The following is a 25,369-nucleotide window of genomic DNA, read 5'->3' on the forward strand; positions in this document are numbered from 1 at the left end:
CATTACTTGATCCCTGCCAGCTTCTTTGCGTCAGCGAAGACGTCGTCGAGCATTGCCGGAGTCAACCTACCGGTGAACATGTTCTGCTGGCTCGGGTGGTAGCAGCCGAGAAGGCGCTTGTCGGACGGCAGCTCGGCGACGACGCGGTGGCCGAACTTCGGTTTGGGTTTGCCGGTTGCGCCCGTCATAGCCAGGGCGATCTGCCAGGCGAAGCCGCCGAGCGCGACCAGCACCCGGACGTGGGTGGCGACCAACCGCCACTCGGCCTGCAGCCACGGCGCGCAGGTGTCGCGCTCGGCCGGCGTCGGCGCGTTGGCCGGCGGCGCGCACCGCACCGGCGCGACGAGACGAATCTGCTTGGCCCGCAACCCGTCCGCGGCATCCACACTGGTCGGTTGGTTCACCAGCCCGGCGCGGTGCAGGGCCGCGTACAGCTGATCGCCGGACCGGTCGCCGGTGAACATGCGGCCGGTCCGGTTGGCGCCGTTCGCGGCTGGCGCCAGGCCCACGATCAGCAGCCGCGGCCGCTCCGAACCCCACCCCGGCACCGGACGGCCCCAGTACGGCTGGTCGGCGAACGACCGCCGTTTGACCACGGCGACATCCTCACGCCAGGTGACCAGCCGGGGACAGGCCCGGCACACGCTGCTGGCGGCGTCCAGCTCGGTGAGGGAGGTTGCCGCACTCGCCAGCGTGGCGACCCGGGCCGCGTCGGTGGCCACCGGCGTCTGCGGTGTCGCCTGATCGCCCGGCCAGCCGGACCCGGGCACGACGGGCGAGTCGAACGCCTGGCCGGTACGGGGATGACGGAGCACAGCTACATCCTGCCCGGTGTCGGCGGCCGGAAATTCAGTGGTCCGGACTGGGGTTTGCGGTTAGATTCAGCCGCGATATCCCATGAACGGCAAAAAGCCTTTGAGCAACAAGAGCCCGGCATTGCTGGTCCTTTTCGCCACGCTGATGGCGTGTGCGGGCGACGGCATTTCGATCGTGGCGTTTCCGTGGCTGGTGTTGCAGCGCCAGGGCAGCGCGGGGCAGGCCTCGATCGTGGCCGGCGCGACGACGCTGCCGCTGCTGTTCTCCACGCTGGTCGCGGGTACCGCGGTGGACTACTTCGGTCGCCGGCCGGTGTCGATGGTGGCCGACTTGCTGTCCGGGGCCGCGGTGGCAGCGGTGCCGGTGGTGGCGTGGGCGTTCGGCGCCGAGGCGGTGAACGTCTGGGTGCTGGCCGCCCTGGGGGCATGTGCAGCCGCCTTCGACCCGGCTGGGATCACCGCCAGGCAGTCCATGCTGCCCGAAGCGGCCGCCCGGGCCGGGTGGTCGCTGGACCGGGTCAACAGCGTCTACGAGGCGATCCTCAACCTGGCGTTCATGGTGGGCCCGGGCATCGGCGGGCTGATGATCGCGACGGTCGGCGGAATCGCCACGATGTGGATCACCGCCGCGGCGTTCGCGATGTCCATCCTGGCGATCTCGGTGCTGCGGCTGGAAGGCGCCGGCAAACCGCTGCGCACCACCCGGCCGCAGGGGCTGCGGTCGGGGATCGCCGACGGGCTGCGGTTCGTGTGGAGTTTGCGGGTGCTGCGCACCCTCGCCCTGATCGACCTGACCGTCACGGCGCTGTACCTGCCGATGGAAAGCGTGCTGTTCCCGAAGTACTTCAGCGACCGCAACCAGCCGGGCCAGCTCGGCAGCGTGTTGATGGCGCTCTCGCTGGGCGGCCTGGTGGGCGCGCTGGGATATGTGGGACTGGCCAAGCGGATGTCGCGCCGGGTGATCATGCTGACCGCGGTGCTATCCCTCGGTGTCGCGGCGGCGGTGATCGCGCTGCTGCCGCCGCTGCCGGTGATCCTGGCGTTGGTGGCGCTGGTCGGCTTGGTGTACGGGCCGATCCAGCCGATCTATGCCTACGTGGTGCAGACCCGCGCGCCGTCACACATGCGCGGCCGGGTGGTCGGGGTGATGACGTCGCTGGCCTACGCCGCCGGTCCGCTGGGCCTGCTGCTGGCCGGTCCGTTGACCGATTTCGCGGGACTGCATGTGGCCTTTCTGGCTTTGGCGCTGCCGATCCTGCTCGCCGGCTTGATCTGCACCAGGCTGCCGTCGTTGCGGGAGCTGGACCGCGCGCCGGAGTTCGCCGTCGAAGCCGCGACGTAGGATCGGCCCGGTGGACGTGCTGGATGGCCTGATCGGCGAACTCCCCGACGGGATGGTTGTGGTCGATCCCTCGGTGACCGAGGGATACCGGCAGGACCGTGCGCTGGATCCGTCGGCGGGCAAGCCGCTGGCCGTGGTCCGGCCCCGGACCACCGAACAGGTGCAGACCGTGCTGCGGTGGGCCGCGGCGCATCGGGTTCCGGTAGTGACGCGGGGCGCCGGCAGCGGCCTGTCCGGCGGGGCGACCGCGGTGGACAACGGGATCGTGCTGTCGACGGAGAAGATGCGCGACATCACCGTCGACCCCGTGACCCGGACCGTGGTCTGCCAACCGGGTTTGTTCAATGCCGAGGTGAAGAAGGCGGTCGCCGAACACGGTCTGTGGTATCCGCCGGATCCGTCGTCGTACGAGATCTGCAGCATCGGCGGCAACATCGCCACCAACGCCGGCGGACTGTGCTGTGTGAAGTACGGCGTCACCAGCGACTACGTGCTGGGCATGCAGGTGGTGCTGGCCGACGGCACCGCGGTGCGACTCGGCGGCCCGCGCTTGAAAGACGTTGCCGGACTGTCACTTACGAAGCTATTCGTGGGCAGCGAGGGAACGCTGGGCGTGGTCACCGAAGTGACGCTGCGGCTGTTGCCCGCTCCTAACACCTCCAGTGTCGTGGTGGCCAACTTCGCGTCGGTGGAGGCGGCCGTCGAGGCCGTGCTGGGGGTCAGCGCGCGGTTGCGCCCGTCGATGCTGGAGTTCATGGATTCGGTGGCGATCAACGCCGTCGAGGACACCTTGCGAATGGACCTGGACCGCTCGGCCGCCGCGATGCTGGTGGCCGGGTCCGACGAGCGCGGGCGCGCGGGCAGCGAGGACGCCGAGCTGATGGCCGCGGTGTTCGCCGAAAACGAAGCGACCGAAGTGTTTTCGACCGACGACCCGGAAGAGGGCGAGGCGTTCATCGCGGCCCGGCGGTTCGCCATCCCGGCGGTCGAAGCCAAGGGTTCGCTGTTGCTGGAAGACGTGGGGGTGCCGCTGCCCGCGCTGGGCTCACTGGTCACCGGGATTGCGCGCATCGCCGAGGAGCGCGACCTGATGATCTCGGTGATCGCGCACGCCGGGGACGGCAATACCCACCCGTTGCTGGTGTTCGACCCCGCCGATGCTGCGATGGCCGAACGCGCCCAGGTGGCCTACGGCGAGATCATGGACCTGGCCGTCGGCCTGGGCGGCACCATCACCGGCGAACATGGGGTCGGTCGGTTGAAGCGGCCCTGGCTGGCCGACTATCTGGGACCCGACGTGATGGACCTGAACCGGCGGATCAAGCAAGCGCTGGACCCGCTGGGCATTCTGAACCCCGGAAGCGGGATCTGAGCTCTGGCTTCTACCGCGAGCAGACGCAGAATCGCACGGGAGCGGCGTCGATCGTGCGATTCTGCGTCTGCTCGGCCGCCAGGACGGTTGACACATTGGGGATTGCTGTCGTATCAATAAGACATGACCGCAGTTGTGTCTCACGAAGCTCCCGCCAAGTTCGAGCTGGCCACGCCCGAGACGTGGCCGAACCGCTGGCCGATGTACAAGGCGCTGCGCGACCACGACCCCGTGCACCACGTCGTCCCGCCCGCGCACCCCGAGCACGACTACTACGTCCTGACCCGGCACGCCGACGTGTGGTCGGCCGCCCGGGACCACGGGACGTTCTCCTCAGCGCAGGGCCTCACGGTCAACTATGGCGATCTGGAAATGATTGGGCTGCAGGACAATCCGCCGATGGTGATGCAGGACCCGCCAGTGCACACCCAGTTTCGGAAACTGGTGTCGCGTGGGTTCACGCCACGGCAGGTCGAGGCCGTCGAGCCCAAGGTGCGCGAGTTCGTCGTCGAGCGGATCGAGAAGATTCGCGCCAACGGCGGCGGCGACATCGTCACCGAGCTGTTCAAGCCCCTGCCCTCGATGGTCGTCGCGCATTATCTCGGTGTGCCCGAAGAGGACTGGGCTCAGTTCGACGGATGGACGCAGGCCATCGTCACGGCCAACACGGCCGAGGGTGGCATCGTCAGCGCGCTGGAGACGGTCGGCGACGCAGTGGGCACGATGATGGGCTACTTCACGGGGCTGATCGAACGCCGCCGCGCCGAACCCGGGGACGACACCATCTCGCATCTGGTGGCGGCCGGGATCGGAGCCGACGGCGACATCACCGGGGTGCTGTCGATCCTGGGTTTCACGTTCACGATGGTCACCGGCGGGAACGACACGGTGACCGGAATGCTCGGCGGCTCAATGCCTTTGCTGCACCAGCGACCCGACCAGCGCCGCCTGCTGACAGACGATCCCGACCTCATCCCCGATGCCGTCGACGAACTGCTCCGGCTGACCTCGCCGGTCCAGAATCTGGCCCGCACGACCACCCGCGACGTGACGATCGAGGACACCACCATTCCGGCCGGGCGGCGGGTGCTGCTGGTGTACGGGTCGGCCAACCGCGACGAACGCCAATACGGCGAGGACGCCGCAGAACTCGACGTCACCCGTCGACCCCGGAACATCCTGACGTTCAGCCATGGTGCACACCACTGCCTGGGCGCTGCCGCCGCGCGGATGCAGTCGCGGGTGGCGCTGAACGAACTGCTGAGCCGGTGCCCGAGGTTCGAGGTAGATGAATCCGCGATCGTCTGGGCCGGTGGCGGATACGTCCGGCGTCCGCTGTCGGTTCCGATCACGGTCAACACCTGATGCCACGCGGAGACTGGCTGGCCGAACACCGCTCGGAGGCGGCCGCCGACCGGATCCTCGACGCCGCCGAACGGCTGTTCACCGAGCAGGATGCGGCCACCGTCGGGATGAACGAAATCGCCAAAGCCGCAGGGTGTTCGCGTGCGACGTTATACCGCTACTTCGACAGCCGGGAGACGCTGCGCAGCGCCTACGTACACCGCGAGACGCATCGCCTCGGCCGGGAGATCCTGCAACTCATCGAGCGCGTCGAAGACCCGGCTGAACGGCTGATCGGAAGCATCGTCGCCACGCTGCGCATGGTTCGCGAAAACCCGGCGCTGGCAGCGTGGTTCGGGTCCACCCGACTGCCGATCGGCGGCGAGATGGCCGGCCAGTCGGACGTAATCATCGGCCTGGTGTCCGGATTCCTCGAGTCGCTGGACCCCGACGAACCGGCCGCCCTCGAACGCCGAGCCCGGTGGGCGGTGCGGGTGATCATCTCGCTGCTGATGTTCCCCGGCAAAGACGAGGCCGACGAACGGGCGATGATCGAAGAGTTCGTGGTCCCGGTGGTGACACCGATTTCGGCTCGCAGGTAACCGATTCGGTGTCAGCTCGCCACCCGCGGTCCTCGTGTCCGTTCGTCGACCGCGGCAACGGACGCGACGATATCTCCCGCCCGCACTGCGACATTGGACAGCAACGACGACGCCAGACCGTGGGTGTGCTCGACCGCACCGTTGAGATAGATGTCGCCGGGCGCCCCCGGCTTGGCCGCCAGGCGGTAGTCGCGGGTGACCACCGCGAGCCCGTCCGCGTCGAACTCGTAGTGGCCGGACAGCTTGCCAAGAAAGCGCCGGACGTCCAACGGCGCGTACCCCGTCGCGTAGATCACCGCATCGCAGTCCAAGATGAGTTGTGACCGGTCGATCAAGTTGGCAACCGTCACCCGCACACCGTCGGAATGTTCCTGCGCGTCAACGACTTCCGAAGCGTTGTGGATGAACAGCCGGCGCCTGCCGGCCACCCGTTCGGCGTATTCGCGCGAATACAGCTCTTCGGTCAGCTCCAGATCGACCGCTGAATAATTAGTGGACCGGTGGTAGTCGAGCAGTCGCTGCCGGACCTGTCGATCGGCGTAGTAGATGTCGTCGACCGCGGCCGGATCGAAGATCCGGTTGGCGTAGGGATTGTCGTCGGCGACGCTGTATCCGTACCGGGCGAACACCGCATGTACCTGCGCCTGAGGATAGGTCTGATGGAGGTAGCCGGCGACTTCGGCCGCGCTCTGCCCGGCGCCGACGACGGCGAATCGTCGTGGGGTGAACATATTGCCGGTCGCCAGTCGATGAAGCAGCGCATGACTGTGCCACTGCCGAGCGGTTTCCACCGTGCCGGCGGGCAGCACCGGAGACAGTCCGGCGCCCAGGACGAGGGTCTGCGCGTGCAGCACCGACCCAGCTTCGGTCCGCACCACGAAACCGGACTGGTCGGCGTCGACGCCGACCACGAGCTGCCCGTACCGGACCTCCGCGCCGACGCGGGCCGCGGCCCATTCCAGGTAGTCGTGAAACTCCATCCGGCTGGGGAACATCGTGTGCCGGCCGATGAACTCGACGAGCCGATCGCGCTCGCTCAGATAGTTCAGAAAAGTGAACTCGCTCTTGGTGTTTCGCAGCGTCACCAGGTCTTTGAGGAAAGGGATCTGCATGCGCGCACCCGGCAGCAACATACCGCGGTGCCAACCGAACTTCGGCTGCGCGTCCACGAACACCGCGCCCAGACCGCGCTCTGCCAGCGCGATCGCCAGAGCGAGGTTCGACGGCCCGAACCCGATGCCGAGCAGGCCTGTTCGGTCAAGCGTGGACATAGGAACGTGTCAACCGTTCGAGGTAGCGTTCATGCATCATCGTCCGATTGATCAGGACGACGAAGTCGGCCATGTCGAAGTCCGCATCGTATGACGGTTCACCGCAGATCATTCCGCCCACCCGCAGCGACCCTTGCACCATCGGCGGGATACGCACCCGTCCCGGGTCGGGTAGTTCGGAAAGACTCAAGCCGTTGACCTGAACCGGATTCCGCGGTGTCACCCGGTATTGCGGTGGCGCGGGACGGATCTTGAAGGCCGCGTCGCGCACCCCCCGCACCAACGCGCCGCGCGGCAGGCCCCCTTCCATGCGCACCGACAGACAGCCGATCCCCCATTCGTGGCCGGTTATCTCCTGGTACTTGAGGATCCCCGACCACAGCAGTCCCATCACCGCACCGTTGCGGTGCTCGACGTGTACGCTGGCGCGGCCGAGTTCGACCAAACTGGAACGCAACTCGTTCAAACCACCGATGTCGAAGATGGTGTCGGCGAAGATCCCCCCGGCGGCCGCCGCGCCTTCGGGCGGAAGCAGCCGATAGCAGCCGACGACCTGCCCGGTCGCCTCGTCCTTGGCCAGCAGGTGCTCGCTGTAGGGATCGAACTGGTCGACGTCGATCATCTCTCCGGTCAGCGGGCCGCGAACCGCGCGCGGCAGGCTGGCGCCCATCTCTTCGGCAAAGGTCTGATACCGCAGCCGTTGGGCGGCTTCGACGTCGGCGGGATCGGTGGAGATCATGACGCTATAGCGCGCGCCGTCGGCAGCGGGAATCAACATTGAATCGCCAAGCATGGTAGAGCCCAGGTTACTCAAATGTCCGGTGAGCAAATAAGTAACTCAGGCCAACTACACAGAATGGTCATCGGGTTCGCAATGCGAATTCGCTCCAACTGCAACGAGAACCAACGCCGCGACCGCGGATACCGTCGCTGCGACGGCCGCTGCGACCAGCGCGGCCTGCATGCCGTCGGCGCTGGCCTGACGGGCGACCCGGGCGATCGCCGGCAGCACGGGCCGCAGGTCGCCGGGCAGGTAGTCCAGGACACGCAGACCCGCGCCCGCGGACAGCCGGTCGACGAGCGTGTGCGTCGGCCCCGGACCGAGTGGCAAGCCGGCCAGCCCGGCGGAAGCACCGTCGGCCGCGTGCCGGCTGAACAAGGCCCCCAAACCAGCGACGCCGGCCAGGATGCCGATCTGCCGAACCGTGCTCACCGCGCCGGTGGCCATCCCGGCGTCGTCGACCGGGACGAACTGCAGCGCGATGTCCGACGTCAACGCGAACAGGCCACCCAGGCCGAGGCCGGCGACGATGGACCCGGCGATGAAGTGCGTCCACTGCGTGTTCTCGGTGACACCGGTCATCAGCCACAGTCCCGCCGCTATCAGGACCACCCCGCCGGGGATCGACAACCAGGCCGGCGCGTACCGGGCGGCCATCATGGCCACCGGTGCGCCCAGCACACAAGCAACCGTCAGCGGCAGTGCCCGCAGACCGGACTGGAAGGGGCTGTATCCCAACGTGTTCATCAGATACAGCGCCAGGTAGTTCGTGGACGCGATCAACGTCCCGGCGGCCGCGAACGCCGCGATCGACACCCCGGCGAAGCCTGGGCGCCGGACCACACTCAGGTCGAGCATCGGCGCCTCGACGCGGGACTCCCACCAGCAGAACACGACCAAGCCCACGACACAGACCGCGCCCAGCGTCAGGATCAGGGTGTCGGTCCAGCCGCGATGATTGCCCTCGATCAACACGTGTACGCCGGCGAACAAACCGGCCGACAAGATCGCGGTGCCGGCCAAGTCGAGCGGACGGGATTGTGCGGCACGGGTTTCCGGGACGAAGCGCAACGCGATGACAAGTGCGACGACCCCGATCGGCACATTGATCAAGAAGATGGATTCCCAGCCGAAAGCACCGACGAGAGCGCCGCCGAGCAGCGGTCCGACCGCGGCAGCGGCACCCATCACCGCGCCGTAGATCGCGATCGCGATGCCCCTGCTGCGCCGTTCGGGGAAAGCCGCGGCCACCATCGGCAACGACACACCCAGCAGCAGCGCCCCGCCCGCCCCCTGCAACGCCCGGCTCCAATTCAGTGACTCGATGCTGCCGGCCAGCGCGCAACCCGCCGAGGCCAGCGTGAACACTGTCATTCCGACGGCATAGAGACGCCGCCGTCCGAGCCGGTCACCCAACGTGGCGGAGGTGAGCAGCAGCCCCGCCATCGGCAGTGCATACGCATCGACCACCCATTGCAGGCCGCTGAGTTCGGCGTCCAGCGAGGATTGGATGTTGGCCAGCGCCGCCGAGACGATGGTCATATCCAGCAACAACATGAACACCGCCAGGCACACCGCCAACAGCGTCAGGCGAGGATGGGTCGAGGTCGTGCGATCCGTCGTGGACATCAGTTCTTGACCCGGGTCAACCGGTGCAGCCCCCAGGCCAACGGAATCGTCACCACCACCGTCGCGACGAACAGATACAGCATCGGGCCGGTGTACACGTGCGCTCGCACGATGTAGACCATCGCGAACTCCATCGTCACCAGATGGATCAGGAAGATCTCGTAGGAGATCTCACCCAGCCACACCATCGGCCGGCTGGCGAGCAACCGCGAATACCAGCCCTTGTCCCCGAGTGCCAGCGGCGCCACCGCCAGCGTGGCGATCACCGCGTAGAAGACCGTCTTCCACAACGCCTCGGGCAGCGAAGCCGGCGAGGTGGTGGGCGCGCCGGCGATCGGCGTAGAGACGATGAAGTAGCAGACGACCGCCAGCGGTATGGCCACCGCCGCGTAGGCGCGCACGCCCATTGCCTGCAGCACGGTCAGCAGCATGCCGCCCAAGAACCAGGCCAGGTAGGTCGGCAGCCACAGCCGGGCACCGTCGGGGAACAGGTGGTCGGTGTGTACCAGCACCAACCATCCCGGGCTGATCAGCGTCAGCGCCAGGATGGTCGCCACCAGTAGCCGGGGCTGCCAGCGCCGCCGGCACATCAGCACCAGCAGCAGGTAGGCCAGCCCTGGCAGCAGCACATAGAACGACGCCTCGACCGCCAGACTCCACATCTGCGTCAGTCCCTGGTGCAGATACTTACCGAGATAGCCGTCGGTGTAGATCTGGGTCAGCGTCAGGTTGCGGATCAACCCCAGCCAGCTGTGCCCGGGGTTGGGTCCGGCCTCCCGGAAGTGATACAGCACGTAGGCGATCAACACCGTGATCACGTAGGCCGGCATGATGCGCCGAACCCGGTGTCGCGCATAGCGACTCAGTGACGGCGGCGGGCCGCCGGTCTTGGCTGCCTTGACCCACGGGCGGAACAGCAGAAAGCCGGACAGCACGAAGAAGATCGGAACGCCGATCTCCATCCGGGAACCGACCAGACCCCAGTAGCCGTGGGTGTACTTGCCGGTGGTGTAGGCGGCGTGGGTACCGACCACCAGCAGGGCGGCGACGGCACGGACACCGGTCAGCGACGCGACCCTATCGACGTGCGCGACCTGTTCGAGACCGCCCTGGGCGTCTTGTTCTTCGGACAGCGTCATTTGGTGTGCTTGCGACGTGGTCTGGCGCCGTCGTTGCGCGGTGCCCGTCGGTCGGGTCGCAGATTGATCAGCACACCCGAGATGCGGGTGTTCTCCAGCTTTTTCAGTACCGCCCGGGGCAGCTTGACCGGCAGTTCGACCAATGAGAAGTCCGGCCCGATCGCGATGTGGCCGAAGTCGCTGCGGTGCAGGCCGCCCTCGTTGGCGATAGCTCCGACGATCGCGCCCGGGCCGATCTTGTGCCGCTTGCCGACATCGACGCGATAGGTGGTGAATGACCTTGTCTGCCTGGGCTTTTCGGGACGTTCCCGACTATCGTCGCGGTCCCGCTTGTCGCGGCGCTGCGGTGGTGGGTCCGGCGCCAGGAGGAAAGCCTCTCCGTCGCGGGACTGCAATGCCAAGGCCGCGGCGATGTCGGCCATCGGGACGTCATGCTCGCGTTCGTAGTCCTCGACCAGCCGCCGGAACAGTTCGATGCCCTGACCCCCGAGTGCGTCGGTGATCGAGTCGGCGAACTTCGCCACCCGTTGGGCGTTGACGTCCTCCACGGTAGGCAGCTCGGCTTCGGTCAGTGATTGGCGGGTGGCCTTCTCGATTGCCTTGAGCAGGTGCCGTTCCCGCGGCGAGACGAACAACAGCGCCGCTCCCGAGCGGCCCGCCCGCCCAGTGCGCCCGATGCGGTGCACGTAGGACTCGGTGTCGTGCGGGATGTCGTAATTGAGCACGTGGGATATGCGTTCGACGTCCAGGCCGCGGGCCGCGACGTCAGTGGCCACCAGAATGTCGATGCTGCCGTCTTTGAGCGCGGCAATAGTCCGCTCGCGGGCGGCCTGGGGAATGTCACCGTTGATGGCGGCTGCGGAAAACCCTCTGGCACGCAGCCTTTCGGCCACCTCTTCGGTGGCCTGCTTGGTGCGCACGAAAACGATCATCGCCTCGAACGGTTCGACCTCCAGCACGCGGGTCAGCGCGTCCATCTTGCGCGGACCGGCCACCTGGATGTAGCGCTGCGAAATGTTTTCTGCCGTAGCCGTTTTCGCCTTCGAGGTGACTTCCAGCGGATCGTGCAGGTACTTGGTGGTGATCTTGCGGATCGCCGGCGGCATGGTCGCCGAGAACAAGGCCACCTGCTTGTATTCCGGGGTTTCGGAAAGGATGCGGTCGACTTCCTCGGCGAAGCCCATGGTCAGCATTTCGTCGGCCTCGTCGAGCACCAGGTAGTCCACCCGCGACAGGTCCAGCGTGCCGCGTTCCAGGTGGTCGATGACCCGACCGGGCGTGCCGACCACGACTTGGGCTCCCCGCCGCAGGCCCGCCAGCTGCACACCGTAGGACGCCCCGCCGTAGATGGGCAGCACGTTGAGTCGCGGCAGCTGCGCGCCGTACCGGCTGAACGCCTCGGCCACCTGCAGCGCCAGTTCACGGGTGGGTGCCAGGACCAGCGCCTGGGTGGCGTTGCTGGCGACATCGATCTTGGACAGGATCGGCAAGGCGAAGGCCGCTGTCTTTCCGGTCCCGGTCTGCGCCAGACCGACGACGTCCGATCCCGCCATCAGAGCCGGGATGGTCGCAGCCTGGATGGCCGTCGGCGACTCATAGCCGACGGCGGCGATTGCCCGCACGACGTCGGGATGAATCTGCAGGTCGGCGAAGGTCTCGTGCGGCGCTGCGGGAGCGCTGTCGGGGATTGCCATCAGAAGATGAAGTCTAGAGCGTGTCGAGGGTCCGGCCGTGCCTGCGGCACCCGCCGGGCGGCTGACGGTACGGTGCCCGGTGTGTTGTCGCTCGCCCGTCGTACCGCAGCCCTCGCCGCTATGGCGATGACCGTCACGTTAGCCGGGTGCGGATCGGGGGACTCCACCGTCGCCAAGACGCCGCAGGCGACCAAGCCGTCGGCGGTGGTCACCTCGGGTGCGCCGGCGAGTCCGCCGACCGCCTCAGTGGCCCCATCCAGTAGCGCCGTTCCGGCCGACCCGTGCGCCGTCAACCTCGCCTCCCCCACGATCGCGCGGGTGGTCTCCGAGTTGCCCCGCGATCCGCGCAGCCAGCAGCCGTGGAATCCCGAACCGGTGGCCGGCAACTACAACCAGTGCGCGCAACTGTCGGCGGTGATCATCAAGGCCAACACCAACGGCGATAATCCGACGACCCGGGCGGTGTTGTTCCACCTCGGCAATTTCATCCCGCAGGGCGTGCCGGACACCTACGGCTTCAACGGCATCGATGCCGCGCAGAGCACGGGCGACACGGTGGCGCTGACGTATCCGAACGCGCTGGGGGTCGGCAGCGTGGTGAAGTTCCGGTGGAACGGCAGTGCGGTGGAGCTGATCGGCAACACCGGCCGCTGAGCTCACGCCGGGTTGTTTGCGCCGTTCGTACCCTGGACGTTTTCGATCAGCACCCCGTCGACGGCGATGATGTCGCCCTCGGTGCCGTTGCCGCCAGTGCCTGTCACAACGCCGTTGCCGCCGTTGCCGCCATTACCGCCGTGCACTGTTTGGTTATCCAGGTGCGACTCGGCGCCGGGGTTGTTACTGGCCGCGATGAGGTTGCCGTCCAGGCCGTTGCCGCCCACGCTGCCGACACCGTTACCTATGCCACCGCTGCCGCCCGTGACGGTACCGCTCGCGGTGTTGTTCGTGCCCAGGGCGCTGATCCGGCTGGCGCCCGGCCCGTGGCCGTTGGCTAGGCCGCCGCCGCCGGTACCGCCGTTCTTGCCGTCACCGCCGGCACCGCCCTGAGACGTGCCGCTGGCTTCAGCGCCGGTCCCGCCGGCAGCGATAGAAGCACCACTGCCGTTGCCGCCGTGACCGCCGCCGTCGGCGTTGCCGCCGTTACCACCGGTGGACGTGCCGTGCGCCGTCCCGCCGGGACCGCCGGCGTCGCCGGTGACACCCACGACCTGCGTCGTCTTCCCGCTCTGAATGTCGGATTGGCCGCCTTTACCGCCGACGCTGTTGGCGCCGGTGGCGTCGCCGCCGTTTCCGGCGGTGGAATGACCGTACGACAAGCCTTGCGGCCCGGCCTCGAGCTCGCCGAACGAACCGTTGCCGCCGTGACCGCCATTGGTGCCGGCTCCGCCGTTACCCCCGGTGGCGAAGGCTTCGAGCCCGGGGCCACCGATCGTGCCGCCGGGACCTGCGGTTCCGGTGCCGTCGACGACGAGGAGGCCGGCGCCGCCGTTGCCGCCGATTCCGTTTGTTCCGGTGCCGCCGTCGCCGCCCAGGGCGCTGGCCCCGATGACACTGCCGCCGTTGACGGTGCCGGTACTCGGGTCGAAGTAGATAGCGCCCGCTCCCGCGGTTCCGCCGGTGCCTCCGGCGATACCCGCGCCACCCAGGCCGCCGGTGGCGCTGCTGCCGGAGACGGTGCCGCCACCGGACGCCGCGACGTACCCTGCGCCGCCGGTCTGGCCGGTGCCGCCGTTGGTGCCGCCGGCTCCGCCTTGTCCACCCTTGGCGACGGTGTTGTCGGACACGCTGCTGCCGGTGCCGTCCGCGAAGATGCTGGCGGTGCCTCCACCGCCCCCGTGTCCGCCGGCCGAGGTGCCCGTGCCGTCGCCGCCTCGGCCACCGAGCCCGCCGATAGCGGAGCTCTCGGTGATGGATCCACCACTTGTGGCGCTGACTTGGGCAGCTCCGCCGTCGCCGCCAGTGCCGCCGCTGATGCCGTTCCCGCCGGTGCCGCCGTCGCCACCGCCACCACTCCGCACGAGGGTGTCGGAAACGCCTTCGCCGGTGACGTTGACCAGGGCGGAGTTCCCGCCGTTACCCCCGGTGCCGCCCACGCCGTCGCCGCCGGCGCCACCGGCTCCGCCGTTACCGCCCTGCACGGTCATGTCGGTGGAGACGGTGCCATTGAGCGGCACGAGCCTGGCGATACCGCCGTTTCCGCCGTGGCCACCCACCGCACCGTTCGTGCCGTTGATGCCGCCGTCACCGCCGTTACCCCCGATCGAGGTGCCGTTCACGATCTGAGTGCCTAGGGGGGTGGTGTCGGTGTTGGCCGTCGTCCATGCGTAGCCACCGTCGCCGCCGCTACCGCCGAGTCCCGCACCTCCCTTGCCGCCGGTCGCGTGGCCGTCCGCACTGCCGAACAAGCCGCCGATCTGGGCGTCACCGCCAGTGCCACCTTGCGCACCACCGGCGCTCGCGCCGCCGCCGGCTCCGCCGGTGGCCGTGCCGGTGGCCTGACCGTCGGCTCCGCCGGAGAGCAGCACTCCATAGCCACCGGTGCCACCGTGGCCGCCGTTGGTGGCGTCGCCGCCGTTGCCGCCGGTCGCGTCGCCGTGGGAGATGCCGCCGACGTTGCTGCCGTAGCCGGCTTGGACTTCACCGCCGCTGAAAGCGGGGTTGTAAGCGTTGCCGCCGACGCTGCCGGCGCCGGTGCCGCTGCCGCCGTTGCCGCCGGTGCCGGTTCCGCTGGCGATGCCATAGGTACGGGCGTTGACGTCACCGAGGCCGCCGTAGCCGCCGATGCCTCCGTTTATGCCGTCGCCACCCTTACCGCCGTAACCAAAGCCGCTGGCGTGGGCGTTCACACCGTTGGCAACGATCGCACCCTGCCCACCGTCGCCACCGGTGCCGGTACCGACGGCGGCACCGCCCATGCCGCCCTTGGCCGTACCCCCGGCGGTGCTGCCCGTGCCGTTGGCAGCGATCGTCGCCGCGCCGCCGGTGCCACCGTGACCGCCGGCTGCCGTGGAGCTGCCGTCGCCGCCGTGTCCGCCCTCACCGCCGGTCGCGGTACCGCTGACCGTGCCGGAGTCAGTGGCCTGGACGAGCGCACCACCCCCACCGCCACCACCGCCACCGCCGTAGCCGGGCCCGGTAGCAGTGCCGACAGCACCGGCTCCGCCGGCCCCACCGGTCTTCCCGACCGCGCCGGTACCGACGCTGGCGCCGGTCCCGCCGGCACCACCTGCGCCCCCGTTGCCGTTGGCGCCGGTGCCGTGGCCATGGCCGCCCATTCCGCCGGTGCCACCGGTGCCGCCGGCCTGCGCCTGACCGATGTTGCTGAAGCTTTGGTTGCTGAACTGGCCCTGCCCGGCGCCCCCGCTACCACCGGCCCCGCCGGTGCCACCGCTGCCATTCGGGCCTCCTTCACCGCCGGTGCCGCCGTTACCACCGTGTCCCGCGGTGACTCCGCTACCACCGTCGGCGCCGGCGCCGCCCTTCCCGCCGTCACCACCGTCGCCGAGTGAGCCGCCGGTACCACCGGTTCCGCCGTTACCACCGGTGCCGTTGCTCAACGGCGAGTCGAACGTGCCGAGCGCACCGTCGCCGCCCTTCCCACCGTCGCCGCCGCTGGTTGCCGCGGCACCCCCGTGACCGGCCGCGCCCGGCGTTCCGGTGCCGGCCAATCCGCCGGTGCCGGCAGCGCCGCCGCTGCCGCCGGTGGCGTGCGGGGTGCCCGGATCGCCGCCGTGGCCACCGTGCCCGCCGTTGCCGTTGCTCAGCGGCGAGGCAAAAGTGCCGGTCGCGCCGGTGCCGCCGGTTCCGCCGAGGCCGGCATTTCCACCGTTACCCCCGTGTCCACCGTTGCCATTGGCGCCCGCAGAGCCGAACGCCCCACCGGCACCGCCGCCACCGCCGTTGCCGCCGTTGCCGGCGGCCCCGCCATTGCCGCCGTTGCCGGCGTCGCCGCCGACACCGGTACCCGTACCGGCGAAGCTGCCGGTCACACCCGTGCCGCCGGTACCACCCGCGCCACCGTCGCCGCCGGCACCACCGGTCCCACCGGCCCCGCCGGAGGAGAAGAGTCCATGCGCTACACCGCCTGCACCGCCATTCCCGCCCTGAGCGCCGGCGCCGCCATTACCCCCGATGGCACCGACGTTGTTGGTGGTGCCGATCGCGCCCGCTCCGCCGGCGCCACCCATCCCGCCGGCTCCGCCGTTGCCCCACAGCCAACCACCGGCCCCACCGGTCCCGCCGCTGCCGCCGGCGGTGCCGTTAGCGCCGTTGGTGCCGGTCCATCCGGCTCCCCCGGTCCCGCCGGTGCCGCCAAATCCCAACAGGCCGGCGGATCCGCCAGCGCCGCCAGCGCCGCCCGGTGTGGTGGCTGTACCCGCCACACCGGAGCCACCATTACCTCCGTTACCCCAGAGCCAGCCGCCGTCGCCGCCGGCCTGTCCGGTCCCTGCCGCGCCGTTGACTCCGTCACCGATGAGCGCCCGCCCGGTAAGGAACTGGCTGGGGGCGTTGATCACGCCGAGGATGTCCTGCTCCAGCGTTTGCAGCGGCGACGCCGCGGCGGCGTCGGCCGCCGCGTAGGCGAACCCACCGGAGTTCAAGGTCTGCACGAACTGGTTGTGGAACTGCGCGACCTGTGAGCTCAGCGCCTGGTATTCCTGGCCGAAGGTGCCGAACAGCGCCGAGATCGCCGCCGACACCTCGTCCTGAGCGGCCGCGGCGAGCTGGGTCGTGGAACCGGCAGCTGCCGCGTTCGCCGACGTGATCGCCGCTCCGATCCCGGTCAAGTCCACCGACGCGGCGGCCAACCCCTCAGGTACTGCGATCACATAAGAGGACATCTGCAACTCCCAACAGTTCGTGCTGACCAACTCGCCGCGGCCGGTGAAGACCATTCCGAAGACTACGCGCGATGTCCGTTTTCATTGCCATTTTTCGACTGATTTTTTTGGCGCGGAATTCGGCCAGTAAACGCTCATCAATAATGATTTATGGAAGTACATATGTGCATATATAAAAGTGTCAGTGTGCCCATAATGATGGCTGGAAATGCTGGCGCAATTATTTCTTGAAGCGGTGCGCTACAGCATTTGCCGCAAAGCCTCTAAACACGCCTGTTCGGGCAGTTCCAAATTAGCTACATGACCGGAGTTCGTTTCGTCGGCCACGCGCGTTAATATGGATGAGCATATTCATCTGCCATAGCAGCCAGTCGGTTAAGGATTTTGTTACTGCGCACCGGGCCGGCGCGCCCTCTCGACCGGTTGAAGTGGTCAAGCGGGGGCCGAGACAAGCCCGGCGGGAATTCGCTCACCGGCGCAAAAAGAGCATTATCAGGGTCCTTGAACGCAGCATCGCGTGGCCCGGGACACCTCGGTCCGGCAGCAGCAACCGGACTCGCGGCCGGCGAATTAACCCAGCTCGGTGTAGGTCTGCAAGAGGGCAGCGACTACCAACGCCTGCAGACTCGTCTGCTCATCAGCGGCCAACCGCTTCAGCGCGCGGTGCAGGTCGCGCGGCAAGTCGAGCGTGGTCCGGCTACCACCACTAGCGCCGCGGTGAACCATCGACGCCCGCGCCAAACCCACCGGATCGTGCAGTCCCGATTTGATGGCGACGCGAATCAGTTCACCCATGGTGGTCTCGCAGTCCAGTGCGCGCCGTTTAAGGGCGGTACGCATCGCCGGATGCAGGTGCAGCGTGGTGCGCATTGCCTCGTGCACCAGTGACGGCGTCGACGGCATCGCGCGTGCCGCAGCGTCATAGCCCTGGAACGCGCTGGCCGCCCGCGCGGTCGCCGCGGCTCCGGTCGGCCGGCGGATCACCGCGGCGCGCACCACGTCCGCTACCGAAACTTTCTCGTTCATAACGTTGCGGCCTCCCCCTCGATCCATGCCGCCGCCCTCAGTTCGTCGAAGACGTTCTCATAGTCTCGCAGATGCGCCGGAATGGCCCGGCCGAACGCACGCTCGATCGTTATCAGGTGCCGCACACTGCTGCGCAGCACGGGCGCACTTGCCGCGATCAACGCCCGCGGCATCTCCGTCGCCTCGACTTTCCGCTTGTCCACCAGGGTCAGCAGAATCGTCGTGGCACGGTGCTGGGTGATGTCCAGCGTCGGCCACAGTCGGTCGATGTCCGCCGCGCGCACCCCGGTCGGGATGATCACCAGGTCGGCGACATCGATCGCCGCGTCAATCGCCGCCGCCACTCCCGGTGGACTATCCACCAAGATCAGCTCGCCGGGCCCGCTGACCAACGCGCGCACGCCGGCCGCCGTCCCCAGGTTGACATCGAACGGCAACGGCGCCCCCAGATGAGCCGCCCGATCGGCCCATGACGACGCCGATCCTTGCGGGTCAGCGTCCACGACACGTACCGCAACCCCCCGTTGCACGGCCGTCGCGGCCAAGAACATCGCCGTCGTCGTCTTCCCGACACCGCCCTTGGTATGCACAAGTGACCAGATCACATCTCTCCGAAAACCTCACGCGTCACCTAGGTACTGCCCGAACACGGCAGATAAGGCCGACGTCTCATCTGAACCCGCCGATTGACTTACCCCGACGCGCAGGAATGCCGAGAGACCCCACCGGGGCGACGCTACGCGGTCGCCTATGAATTTTGTATGTCTTTCCCCGATTCTTTTTCGGAAACCTGCAAGGTCTGCTCGTGGGTTTCTCGACGCACGGCAGCAAACTCGGCGACGGAAGGTCCCGCCGCGACTCGAGCAGCCTGGCCCAGCGCCCGCGGGAATCGCCCCCGGAACGAGACGATCCCTCACATCCGCGGTCGTCTAACACCTGTTACCTGCGGTGATGCGGTGCGAGTTGTTGGCCGGATGCGCTGACATCGTATTTACTTGCGGCGGTACATCAGCCCGTTCGTATGGGGCGGTGCTTGGCATGGGGCTGAGGCGACGCGCCGTTTTCCGCTAACGTCAATTTCCAGGATGCATTAAGCGAAGCGCTTGAACGGCAGCGTCAAATTCGGGGTGGTCTGGTGCCGGCGCGGGTGACCGTTACACCGGACGCCCGCGCGCCGGGACGCGACTGTGCGGCGTCGGATGTCGTACCCCCGACCTACAGTTGCCGCTGTGTTCTTCGCCGACGGCAACCTCGTCTACAGCGCATCGGATCTCGCGTCCGCCGCGCGGTGCGAGTATGCGCTGTTACGGGATCTCGACGCCAAGCTCGGTCGGTGTCCCGCGCCCGCTGTCGAGGACGACTTGCTGGCCCGCACGGCCGTGCTCGGCGAGCAGCATGAACACCGCCGGCTGGACCGGCTGCGCGCGCAGTTCGGCGACGAAATCGCCGTCATCGGTCGCCCCGCTTATACGTACGCCGGGCTGAACGCTGCCGCCGAAGCCACCCGACGCGCCATCGCCGAGCGCGCTCCGGTGGTGTACCAGGCTGCCATGTTCGACGGCCGCTTCGTCGGTTTCGCCGACTTCCTGATTCGCGACGGTGAGCAGTACCGCGTCACCGACACCAAACTGGCCCGTTCCCCCAAAGTCACCGCGCTGCTACAGCTGGCGGCTTACGCCGACGCACTCAGCGCGGCCGGGGTGCCGGTCGCCGCCGAGGCTGAGCTGGAACTCGGCAACGGCACCGCGGTGCCCTACCGGGTCAGCGACCTGATCCCGGTTTATCGCGCCCAGCGCGCCCATCTACAACGTCTGCTCGACGATCACCACGCCGCCGGGCACGCGGTGCGCTGGGACGACGACAGCGTGCAGGGCTGTTTCCGCTGTGCGCTGTGCGTCGAGCAGTTGCGGGCATCCGATGACCTGCTGATGGTCGCCGGCATGCGGGTCAGCCAACGCGAAAAGCTCATCAGCGCCGGCATCACCACCATCGGCAAGCTGGCCAACAACAGTGACCCGGTGCGGGACCTGGCCGCACCGGCACTCGGCAAGCTGACGGCGCAAGCCAAACTGCAACTGCTGCAACGTGATACTGAAACACCGACGTATGAACTCGCCGACCCGCAGCCCCTGGCGCTGTTGCCCGAGCCCAATGCCGGCGACCTGTTCTTCGACTTCGAGGGCGATCCGCTGTGGACCACCGACGGTCAGCAGTGGGGGCTGGAATATCTATTCGGCGTCCTGGAAGCCACGCCGGCGGGCCAGTTCCGTCCGCTGTGGGCACACAACCCGGTGGAGGAACGCCAGGCGCTCAAGGACTTCTTGGCAATGGTGGCCAAACGGCGCAAGCGCTATCCCGACATGCATATCTATCACTACGCGGCGTATGAGAGGACCGCGCTACTGCGGCTGGCCGGGCGCTACGGCGTCGGGGAGGACGAGGTCGATGATCTGCTCCGCAATGGTGTGCTTGTTGACCTTTATCCGTTGGTGCGCAAGAGCATTCGGGTGGGCGCGGAGTCCCTCAGCCTCAAGGCGCTGGAGCCGCTCTACATGGGCAGTGAATTGCGCCGCGGCGAGGTCACCACCGCATCCGCCTCGATCACCGCCTACGCGCAGTACTGCGAGAAGTTGGCCGCGGGACGCGCCGACGAAGCCGCCGCCGTGCTCAAGGAGATCGAGGAATACAACCACTACGACTGCCTGTCGACCCGCAAACTGCGCGACTGGCTGGTCATCCTGGCCTGGGAATCCGGTGTCACACCGATGGGCGTGCAGCCGGTGCCCCAGCGCGACGCCATCAAAAGCGACGATCATCTCGCAACGACACTGGCCAGGTTCACCGGCGACGCCGCGATCGCCGACCGCACCGCAGCGCAGACGGCGGTGGCGCTGCTGTCCGCGGCGCGCGGCTATCACCAGCGCGAGGACAAGCCCTTCTGGTGGTCACACTTCGACCGGCTGAATTATCCGGTCGACGAATGGGCCGACGACACAGACGTTTTCGTGGTAGAAGACACTTCGCTCGTCGCCGACTGGCATACCCCGCCGCGCGCCCGTAAACCGCAGCGGCATCTCCAGTTGGTCGGCGAACTGGCCCGCGGCGACCTCAAAGGCGATGTGTTCGCGCTCTACGAGCCACCCGCGCCGACCGGCATGGCCGCCGACCCGGACCGCCGGGGCGCCGCACCCGCCAAGATCGTCGACGTCGACGACCCAAGCCTGCCCACCAAGGTGACCATCCTGGAGCGAACAGCCAAGGACGGCAACACATTCGACCACCGGCCGTTTGCGCTCACGCCCGGCCCGCCGGTGCAGACCACTGTGCTGCGCGAGTCCATCGCAGCGACCGCGCAGCTGATCGCCGACGGGCTGCCGCAACTGCCGCGCACCGCGTTGTCCGACGTGCTGCTGCGCCATCCGCCCCACACCCATGGCGGAGTTGCGCTGCCGCGCAGCACCGACGTCATCGCCGACATCACCACGGCGACACGCAACCTGGACTCGTCGTATCTGGCGGTGCACGGCCCGCCCGGAACGGGCAAGACCTACACCGCCGCCCGGGTGATCCAGCATCTGGTGGTCGAACACGGTTGGCGCATCGGTGTCGTCGCCCAGTCGCACGCGGCGGTGGAGAACGTGTTGGGCTGCACGATCGAGGCCGGTCTGGATCCGGCACTGGTCGCCAAGAGAGGTGGCGACCGCGCCGCAGCGCGCTGGCAGGATATCGACGCCAGCGCATACCCGTCCTTCATCGCCGGACACGCCGGCTGCGTGATCGGCGGCACCGCCTGGGACTTCGCCAACGCCAACCGGGTGCCGCCCGGCAGCCTGGATCTATTGGTCATCGACGAGGCGGGACAGTTCTGCCTGGCCAACACCATTGCCGTAGCACCGGCGGCAACCAACCTGCTGCTGCTCGGCGATCCCCAGCAACTGCCGCAGGTCAGCCAGGGCACCCATCCCGAACCGGTTGACATCTCCGCGCTGGAATGGCTGGTCGACGGCCAGCGCACGCTGCCCGATGAGCGCGGCTACTTCTTGGACCTCTCCTACCGGATGCATCCCGACGTGTGCGCGGCCGTCTCGAAGTTGTCCTACGAGGGCCGTTTGCACTCCCACGCCGAGAGCACCACCGCGCGCCGGCTGGCCGGCTCCGAGCCCGGTTTGCGCGTGCTTCCCGTTGCACACCACGGCAATTCGACCGAGAGCGCCGAAGAGGCGGAAGCGATCGCGGTGGAGATTCAGGGCCTGCTGGGCCGTATGTGGACCGACGAGAAAGGCCCCCGCCCGCTCGGCCCACGCGATGTGATGGTGCTGGCCCCGTACAACGCGCAGGTAGCACTGATCCGGCAGCGATTGGCCGGGGTCGGGCTCGATGACGTCCGGGTGGGCACCGTCGACAAATTTCAGGGTGGCCAGGCACCGGTGGTGTTCATCTCGATGACAGCTTCGTCGATCGAGGACGTACCGCGCGGAATCTCGTTTCTGCTCAACCGAAATCGGCTCAACGTGGCCATCAGCAGGGCGCAGTACGCGGCGGTGATCGTCCGCTCGGAGTCGCTGACCCAGTACCTGCCCGCGACACCGGCCGGGTTGCTGGAACTGGGCGCGTTCCTGGCGCTGACGGGGGGTGGTTGAGCGACTACGGCAATTCACGCGGCGACGCCGCAGGCGATTCGAGATGAGAACCGTTGCGGGAGAGTCCGTTCGACCCGTGACCGAAACCCACAACGGCCGCCGCCGGCGGTGGCGAATCGTGCGGATCGCGCGACCAGTCGTCGGCGGTCGGCGGGCGTCGACTCAGGGCGACCACCGGCTTGGTATCGGACTCGTCGGCGCAGAACGGCTCCCGACGGAGGATGTACTCGACGTACTCGTCGTCGTCCTCCTCCTCGTAGGCCTCGTCGTCGTCTCCAAGGGCGTAGCCGGCCAAGCTGTCGTGTTCAGGCGGACGCCCGCCGGGTCGGGCGGCTCCGGCCAGAAAGAGCGCGGCGATGATCCCGAACAAAGCGACGAACGCCGGCAGCAGCATCGACTGCGCCATCGCGGCCGAGAACGGCTCGCGCAGAAACACCGGCAGTTGCAGGTTGGTGTCGTCGGGTACCGCCCCGGATCCGCCGCCGGGCAATTCCGCGCCGATCCGCGCCGTCATGAACGCGGCCATGCCCGCACTGCCCAGCACCGCGGCCAGCTGCCGGGTGGCGTTGTACACACCCGAGCCGGCACCCGCCTGTTCCGGCGGCAGATTGCGGGTCGCGGTGGCGGCCAGCGGCGACCAGATGAAGGCCATCGAGGCGCCCAAAGTCAGGAACGCCAGCACCAATCGCCAGATCGGCGTGGCCGGGTCCAAGTCGAACGACAGCCACGTCAGAGAGATCGCCAGCACCGAAAACCCGAAACCCAGCATCGGCACCGGATGGGTCCGGTCGATGAACCTGCCGACGATGGGCGCCAGCACCCCGCTGGCGATCGCCATCGGTGCGAGCAGCAGCGCCGACCGCGTCGGCGACAACCCGCACACCGACTGCGCATAGAACGTCACCGGGAGCATCGTCGCGGTGACCGCGAACGAGATGACGGCCACCCCGATGTTGCACACGCTGAAGTCCCGGTCGCGGAAGATGTCCAGCGGCACCAGCGGTGCGCGGTGATAGACCGACTGCCAGTAGACGAACGCCGACATGAACCCGACGCCGGCGACCAGCACCGCCCAGATCCACGGCGCCCAGTGCGCCGATTGCCCCTCCTGCAGGCCGAAGACGAGCAAGAACATCCCGATCCCGGACAGCGCGACGCCGACGAGATCGAACCGGCGCGAATGCACCGGCAGCGCCGGCACCAGCCACGCTGCCAACGCCACGGCGACGATCCCGACGGGGACGTTGACGAAGAAGATCCACTGCCACCCGAGAGTGTCGACCAGCATGCCACCCGCCAACGGGCCGACCAGGCTGGCGACCCCGGCGGTGGCACCCCACATGCTCATCGCAGCCCCGCGACGGTGAGCCGGGAAGATCCGGGTGATCGTGGACAACGTCTGCGGGGTGAGCACCCCGGCCCCTACGCCCTGCACCACCCGAGCTGCGATCAGCATCGAAGCGGTGCCGGCCAGTCCGCACCACACCGACGCCGCGGTGAAGATCACCAGCCCCACCAAATAAAGGTTCTTCGGACCGAACCGGTCGCCGAGTCGCCCCGCGACCAGCAACACCACGGCGTACCCCAGTAGGTAAGCACTGGTCACCCAGATCACCGTGCCGTACCCGATGTGGAGCTGGGCCATGATCGTCGGGTTGGCCACGGCCACGATGGTCGAGTCCACCATGATCATGAAGAAGCCCAGGATCATCGCCCACAGCGCAGCCCACGGGTTTCCGGAGTAGTTGCCCCCGGCCACCCGGCCGGTCGCTGTGCTCATGCGCGCCTCGTCTCGAAGCCTCGGTTCAATCCAGCCCGCATTATTCCTCGCTGCGCAGTCCGTTCGCGACGCCAGGGGAGGTGTGAGGCGCCGGCGGCCGGGAACACGTTCGTCGAGTCAGAGCGTTTCCCAGTGGAGTCTGTGAAGGTTTTGCACCCGGCACGCTTTTTGATGCATGGACGCTAGCCTGGGGAGACGCCCTTGGGAGAGAGAGGCACCATGTTCTTTCGACGCAAGAAGTCGACACCGGAGCAGGCCGGCGACAGCCCCGGCCGGCCGAAGCTGTCCTCGCGGGCTTTGGCGCAGGTCATCGAACGCAGTTCGCACGTCCAGGGACCGGCAGCCGAGGCCTACGTGAGCCGCCTGCGGCACGCCTCCCCGGGCGCCGACCCCGCCGAGATCGTCGGCCGCCTCGAGAAGCGCTACATCTCGGTGGTGACGGCCAGCGGCGCGGCGATCGGCGCGACCGCGACCTTCCCCGGCATCGGCACCATTGCCGCGCTGTCCGCGGCCGCCGGCGAAACGGCGGTGTTTCTGGAGACCACCGCCCTGTTCGTGCTGGCGCTGGCCTCGGTGTACGGCATTCCGCTCGACGAACGCGAACGCCGTCGCGCCCTGATCCTGGCGGTTCTGGCCGGCGACAGCGGCACGGGTGCGGTCTCCGACCTGATCGGCCCGGGCCGGACCAAGGGCGGCTGGGTGTCGGAGAGCATGGCCTCGCTACCGCTGCCCGCGCTGTCGAAGTTCAACACCCGGATGCTCAAGTACGTGATGAAGCGCTTCGCCCTCAAACGCGGCGCGCTGATGTTCGGCAAGCTCATGCCCATCGGGATCGGCGCCATCATCGGTGCCATCGGCAACCGGGTGGTCAGCAAGAAGATCGTCGGTAACGCGCGATCGGCGTTCGGCCCGCCGCCGGGGCGTTGGCCGGTGACGCTGCACCTGCTGCCGCCGGTTCGGGACGCCAGCTGATGGGCTGCCCCGGTCTCGCTGGCTAATCGCAGGCAAAGCGCTAGCCTTTATGGGTCACAAGAGGTCGGAAAGCCGGACCCGACCACCCAGGGTGTGAGGCGGCCGGCCAAGCCGGGACGCA

16 protein-coding genes and 1 pseudogene are annotated in these 25,369 nt (G+C 68.1%); 7 read left to right on the plus strand and 10 right to left on the minus strand.

Annotated features, from left to right (window positions below; genetic code table 11):
* Positions 1 to 2: 2 nt before the first annotated feature.
* Positions 3 to 815: a uracil-DNA glycosylase gene (locus AC5Y47_RS01075; protein ID WP_499941158.1), complete on the minus strand. Its 813-nt coding sequence runs from the start codon at positions 813 to 815 to the stop codon at positions 3 to 5.
* Between the two features lie 82 nt (positions 816 to 897).
* Between AC5Y47_RS01075 and tap the strand changes: the two are divergent.
* The 4 genes and pseudogenes from tap to AC5Y47_RS01095 all read left to right on the plus strand — a co-directional run bounded on the left by tap (position 898) and on the right by AC5Y47_RS01095 (position 5,475).
* Positions 898 to 2,189: pseudogene (tap, locus tag AC5Y47_RS01080) on the plus strand (multidrug efflux MFS transporter Tap).
* Between the two features lie 20 nt (positions 2,190 to 2,209).
* Complete coding sequence (locus AC5Y47_RS01085; RefSeq protein ID WP_499941408.1) at positions 2,210 to 3,529, plus strand: FAD-binding oxidoreductase; 1,320 nt, start codon at positions 2,210 to 2,212, stop codon at positions 3,527 to 3,529.
* A 123-nt stretch (positions 3,530 to 3,652) separates the two neighbouring features.
* Positions 3,653 to 4,894, plus strand: coding sequence for a cytochrome P450 (locus AC5Y47_RS01090; RefSeq protein ID WP_499941160.1), 1,242 nt, complete (start codon positions 3,653 to 3,655; stop codon positions 4,892 to 4,894).
* Positions 4,894 to 5,475 carry a TetR/AcrR family transcriptional regulator gene (locus AC5Y47_RS01095; RefSeq protein ID WP_499941162.1) on the plus strand — a complete coding sequence of 194 codons (582 nt, stop codon included), beginning with the start codon at positions 4,894 to 4,896 and terminating at the stop codon, positions 5,473 to 5,475. Before AC5Y47_RS01090 ends, AC5Y47_RS01095 begins: the two co-directional genes overlap by 1 nt.
* A gap of 11 nt (positions 5,476 to 5,486) precedes the next feature.
* Here the strand turns inward: AC5Y47_RS01095 and AC5Y47_RS01100 are convergent, their stop codons facing one another.
* The 5 genes from AC5Y47_RS01100 to AC5Y47_RS01120 form a co-directional block, all read right to left on the minus strand.
* Positions 5,487 to 6,746 (minus strand): lysine N(6)-hydroxylase/L-ornithine N(5)-oxygenase family protein, encoded by a 1,260-nt coding sequence (locus tag AC5Y47_RS01100; protein ID WP_499941163.1) that lies wholly within the window; start codon positions 6,744 to 6,746, stop codon positions 5,487 to 5,489.
* Positions 6,733 to 7,524, minus strand: coding sequence for a GNAT family N-acetyltransferase (locus tag AC5Y47_RS01105; RefSeq protein ID WP_499941165.1), 792 nt, complete (start codon positions 7,522 to 7,524; stop codon positions 6,733 to 6,735). The genes AC5Y47_RS01100 and AC5Y47_RS01105 overlap by 14 nt, the downstream gene beginning before the upstream one ends.
* A gap of 69 nt (positions 7,525 to 7,593) precedes the next feature.
* Positions 7,594 to 9,117 (minus strand): DHA2 family efflux MFS transporter permease subunit, encoded by a 1,524-nt coding sequence (locus AC5Y47_RS01110; protein WP_499941410.1) that lies wholly within the window; start codon positions 9,115 to 9,117, stop codon positions 7,594 to 7,596.
* 38 nt (positions 9,118 to 9,155) lie between these two features.
* Positions 9,156 to 10,295, minus strand: a complete 1,140-nt coding sequence (locus AC5Y47_RS01115) for an acyltransferase family protein (protein ID WP_499941167.1) — start codon at positions 10,293 to 10,295, stop codon at positions 9,156 to 9,158.
* Positions 10,292 to 11,989: a DEAD/DEAH box helicase gene (locus AC5Y47_RS01120; RefSeq protein ID WP_499941168.1), complete on the minus strand. Its 1,698-nt coding sequence runs from the start codon at positions 11,987 to 11,989 to the stop codon at positions 10,292 to 10,294. Before AC5Y47_RS01120 ends, AC5Y47_RS01115 begins: the two co-directional genes overlap by 4 nt.
* Positions 11,990 to 12,061: 72 nt before the next feature.
* Here AC5Y47_RS01120 and AC5Y47_RS01125 point away from each other — a divergent pair, with 72 nt between their 5' ends.
* Positions 12,062 to 12,643 carry an LppP/LprE family lipoprotein gene (locus AC5Y47_RS01125; protein WP_499941170.1) on the plus strand — a complete coding sequence of 194 codons (582 nt, stop codon included), beginning with the start codon at positions 12,062 to 12,064 and terminating at the stop codon, positions 12,641 to 12,643.
* Positions 12,644 to 12,645: 2 nt separating this feature from the next.
* Here the strand turns inward: AC5Y47_RS01125 and AC5Y47_RS01130 are convergent, their stop codons facing one another.
* The 3 genes from AC5Y47_RS01130 to AC5Y47_RS01140 all read right to left on the minus strand — a co-directional run bounded on the left by AC5Y47_RS01130 (position 12,646) and on the right by AC5Y47_RS01140 (position 18,461).
* On the minus strand, positions 12,646 to 16,830 hold the full coding sequence (locus AC5Y47_RS01130) for a PE domain-containing protein (RefSeq protein ID WP_499941412.1): 4,185 nt from the start codon (positions 16,828 to 16,830) through the stop codon (positions 12,646 to 12,648).
* 570 nt (positions 16,831 to 17,400) lie between these two features.
* Complete coding sequence (locus AC5Y47_RS01135; RefSeq protein WP_499941172.1) at positions 17,401 to 17,856, minus strand: hypothetical protein; 456 nt, start codon at positions 17,854 to 17,856, stop codon at positions 17,401 to 17,403.
* On the minus strand, positions 17,853 to 18,461 hold the full coding sequence (locus tag AC5Y47_RS01140; protein ID WP_499941173.1) for a ParA family protein: 609 nt from the start codon (positions 18,459 to 18,461) through the stop codon (positions 17,853 to 17,855). Before AC5Y47_RS01140 ends, AC5Y47_RS01135 begins: the two co-directional genes overlap by 4 nt.
* 594 nt (positions 18,462 to 19,055) lie before the next feature.
* Between AC5Y47_RS01140 and AC5Y47_RS01145 the strand changes: the two genes are divergently transcribed.
* Positions 19,056 to 22,496, plus strand: coding sequence for a TM0106 family RecB-like putative nuclease (locus AC5Y47_RS01145; protein WP_499941174.1), 3,441 nt, complete (start codon positions 19,056 to 19,058; stop codon positions 22,494 to 22,496).
* Between the two features lie 4 nt (positions 22,497 to 22,500).
* Here the strand turns inward: AC5Y47_RS01145 and AC5Y47_RS01150 are convergent, their stop codons facing one another.
* Positions 22,501 to 24,276: an MFS transporter gene (locus AC5Y47_RS01150; RefSeq protein WP_499941176.1), complete on the minus strand. Its 1,776-nt coding sequence runs from the start codon at positions 24,274 to 24,276 to the stop codon at positions 22,501 to 22,503.
* Between the two features lie 219 nt (positions 24,277 to 24,495).
* Here AC5Y47_RS01150 and AC5Y47_RS01155 point away from each other — a divergent pair, with 219 nt between their 5' ends.
* Positions 24,496 to 25,248: a hypothetical protein gene (locus AC5Y47_RS01155; RefSeq protein ID WP_499941178.1), complete on the plus strand. Its 753-nt coding sequence runs from the start codon at positions 24,496 to 24,498 to the stop codon at positions 25,246 to 25,248.
* Positions 25,249 to 25,369: the final 121 nt, after the last annotated feature.

It is taken from the genome of Mycobacterium sp. NGS22, assembly GCF_059813095.1.

Excerpts from the sequence above, each read along its gene's own strand:
- AC5Y47_RS01085 (WP_499941408.1), top strand. The coding sequence starts at position 2,210 with ATGGTTGTGGTCGATCCCTCGGTGACCGAGGGATACCGGCAGGACCGT.
- AC5Y47_RS01090 (WP_499941160.1), top strand. The coding sequence starts at position 3,653 with ATGACCGCAGTTGTGTCTCACGAAGCTCCCGCCAAGTTCGAGCTGGCC.
- AC5Y47_RS01095 (WP_499941162.1), top strand. The coding sequence starts at position 4,894 with ATGCCACGCGGAGACTGGCTGGCCGAACACCGCTCGGAGGCGGCCGCC.
- AC5Y47_RS01100 (WP_499941163.1), bottom strand. The coding sequence starts at position 6,746 with ATGTCCACGCTTGACCGAACAGGCCTGCTCGGCATCGGGTTCGGGCCG.
- AC5Y47_RS01105 (WP_499941165.1), bottom strand. The coding sequence starts at position 7,524 with ATGTTGATTCCCGCTGCCGACGGCGCGCGCTATAGCGTCATGATCTCC.
- AC5Y47_RS01115 (WP_499941167.1), bottom strand. The coding sequence starts at position 10,295 with ATGACGCTGTCCGAAGAACAAGACGCCCAGGGCGGTCTCGAACAGGTC.
- AC5Y47_RS01120 (WP_499941168.1), bottom strand. The coding sequence starts at position 11,989 with ATGGCAATCCCCGACAGCGCTCCCGCAGCGCCGCACGAGACCTTCGCC.
- AC5Y47_RS01130 (WP_499941412.1), bottom strand. The coding sequence starts at position 16,830 with ATGTCCTCTTATGTGATCGCAGTACCTGAGGGGTTGGCCGCCGCGTCG.
- AC5Y47_RS01135 (WP_499941172.1), bottom strand. The coding sequence starts at position 17,856 with ATGAACGAGAAAGTTTCGGTAGCGGACGTGGTGCGCGCCGCGGTGATC.
- AC5Y47_RS01145 (WP_499941174.1), top strand. The coding sequence starts at position 19,056 with ATGTCGTACCCCCGACCTACAGTTGCCGCTGTGTTCTTCGCCGACGGC.
- AC5Y47_RS01150 (WP_499941176.1), bottom strand. The coding sequence starts at position 24,276 with ATGAGCACAGCGACCGGCCGGGTGGCCGGGGGCAACTACTCCGGAAAC.
- AC5Y47_RS01155 (WP_499941178.1), top strand. The coding sequence starts at position 24,496 with ATGTTCTTTCGACGCAAGAAGTCGACACCGGAGCAGGCCGGCGACAGC.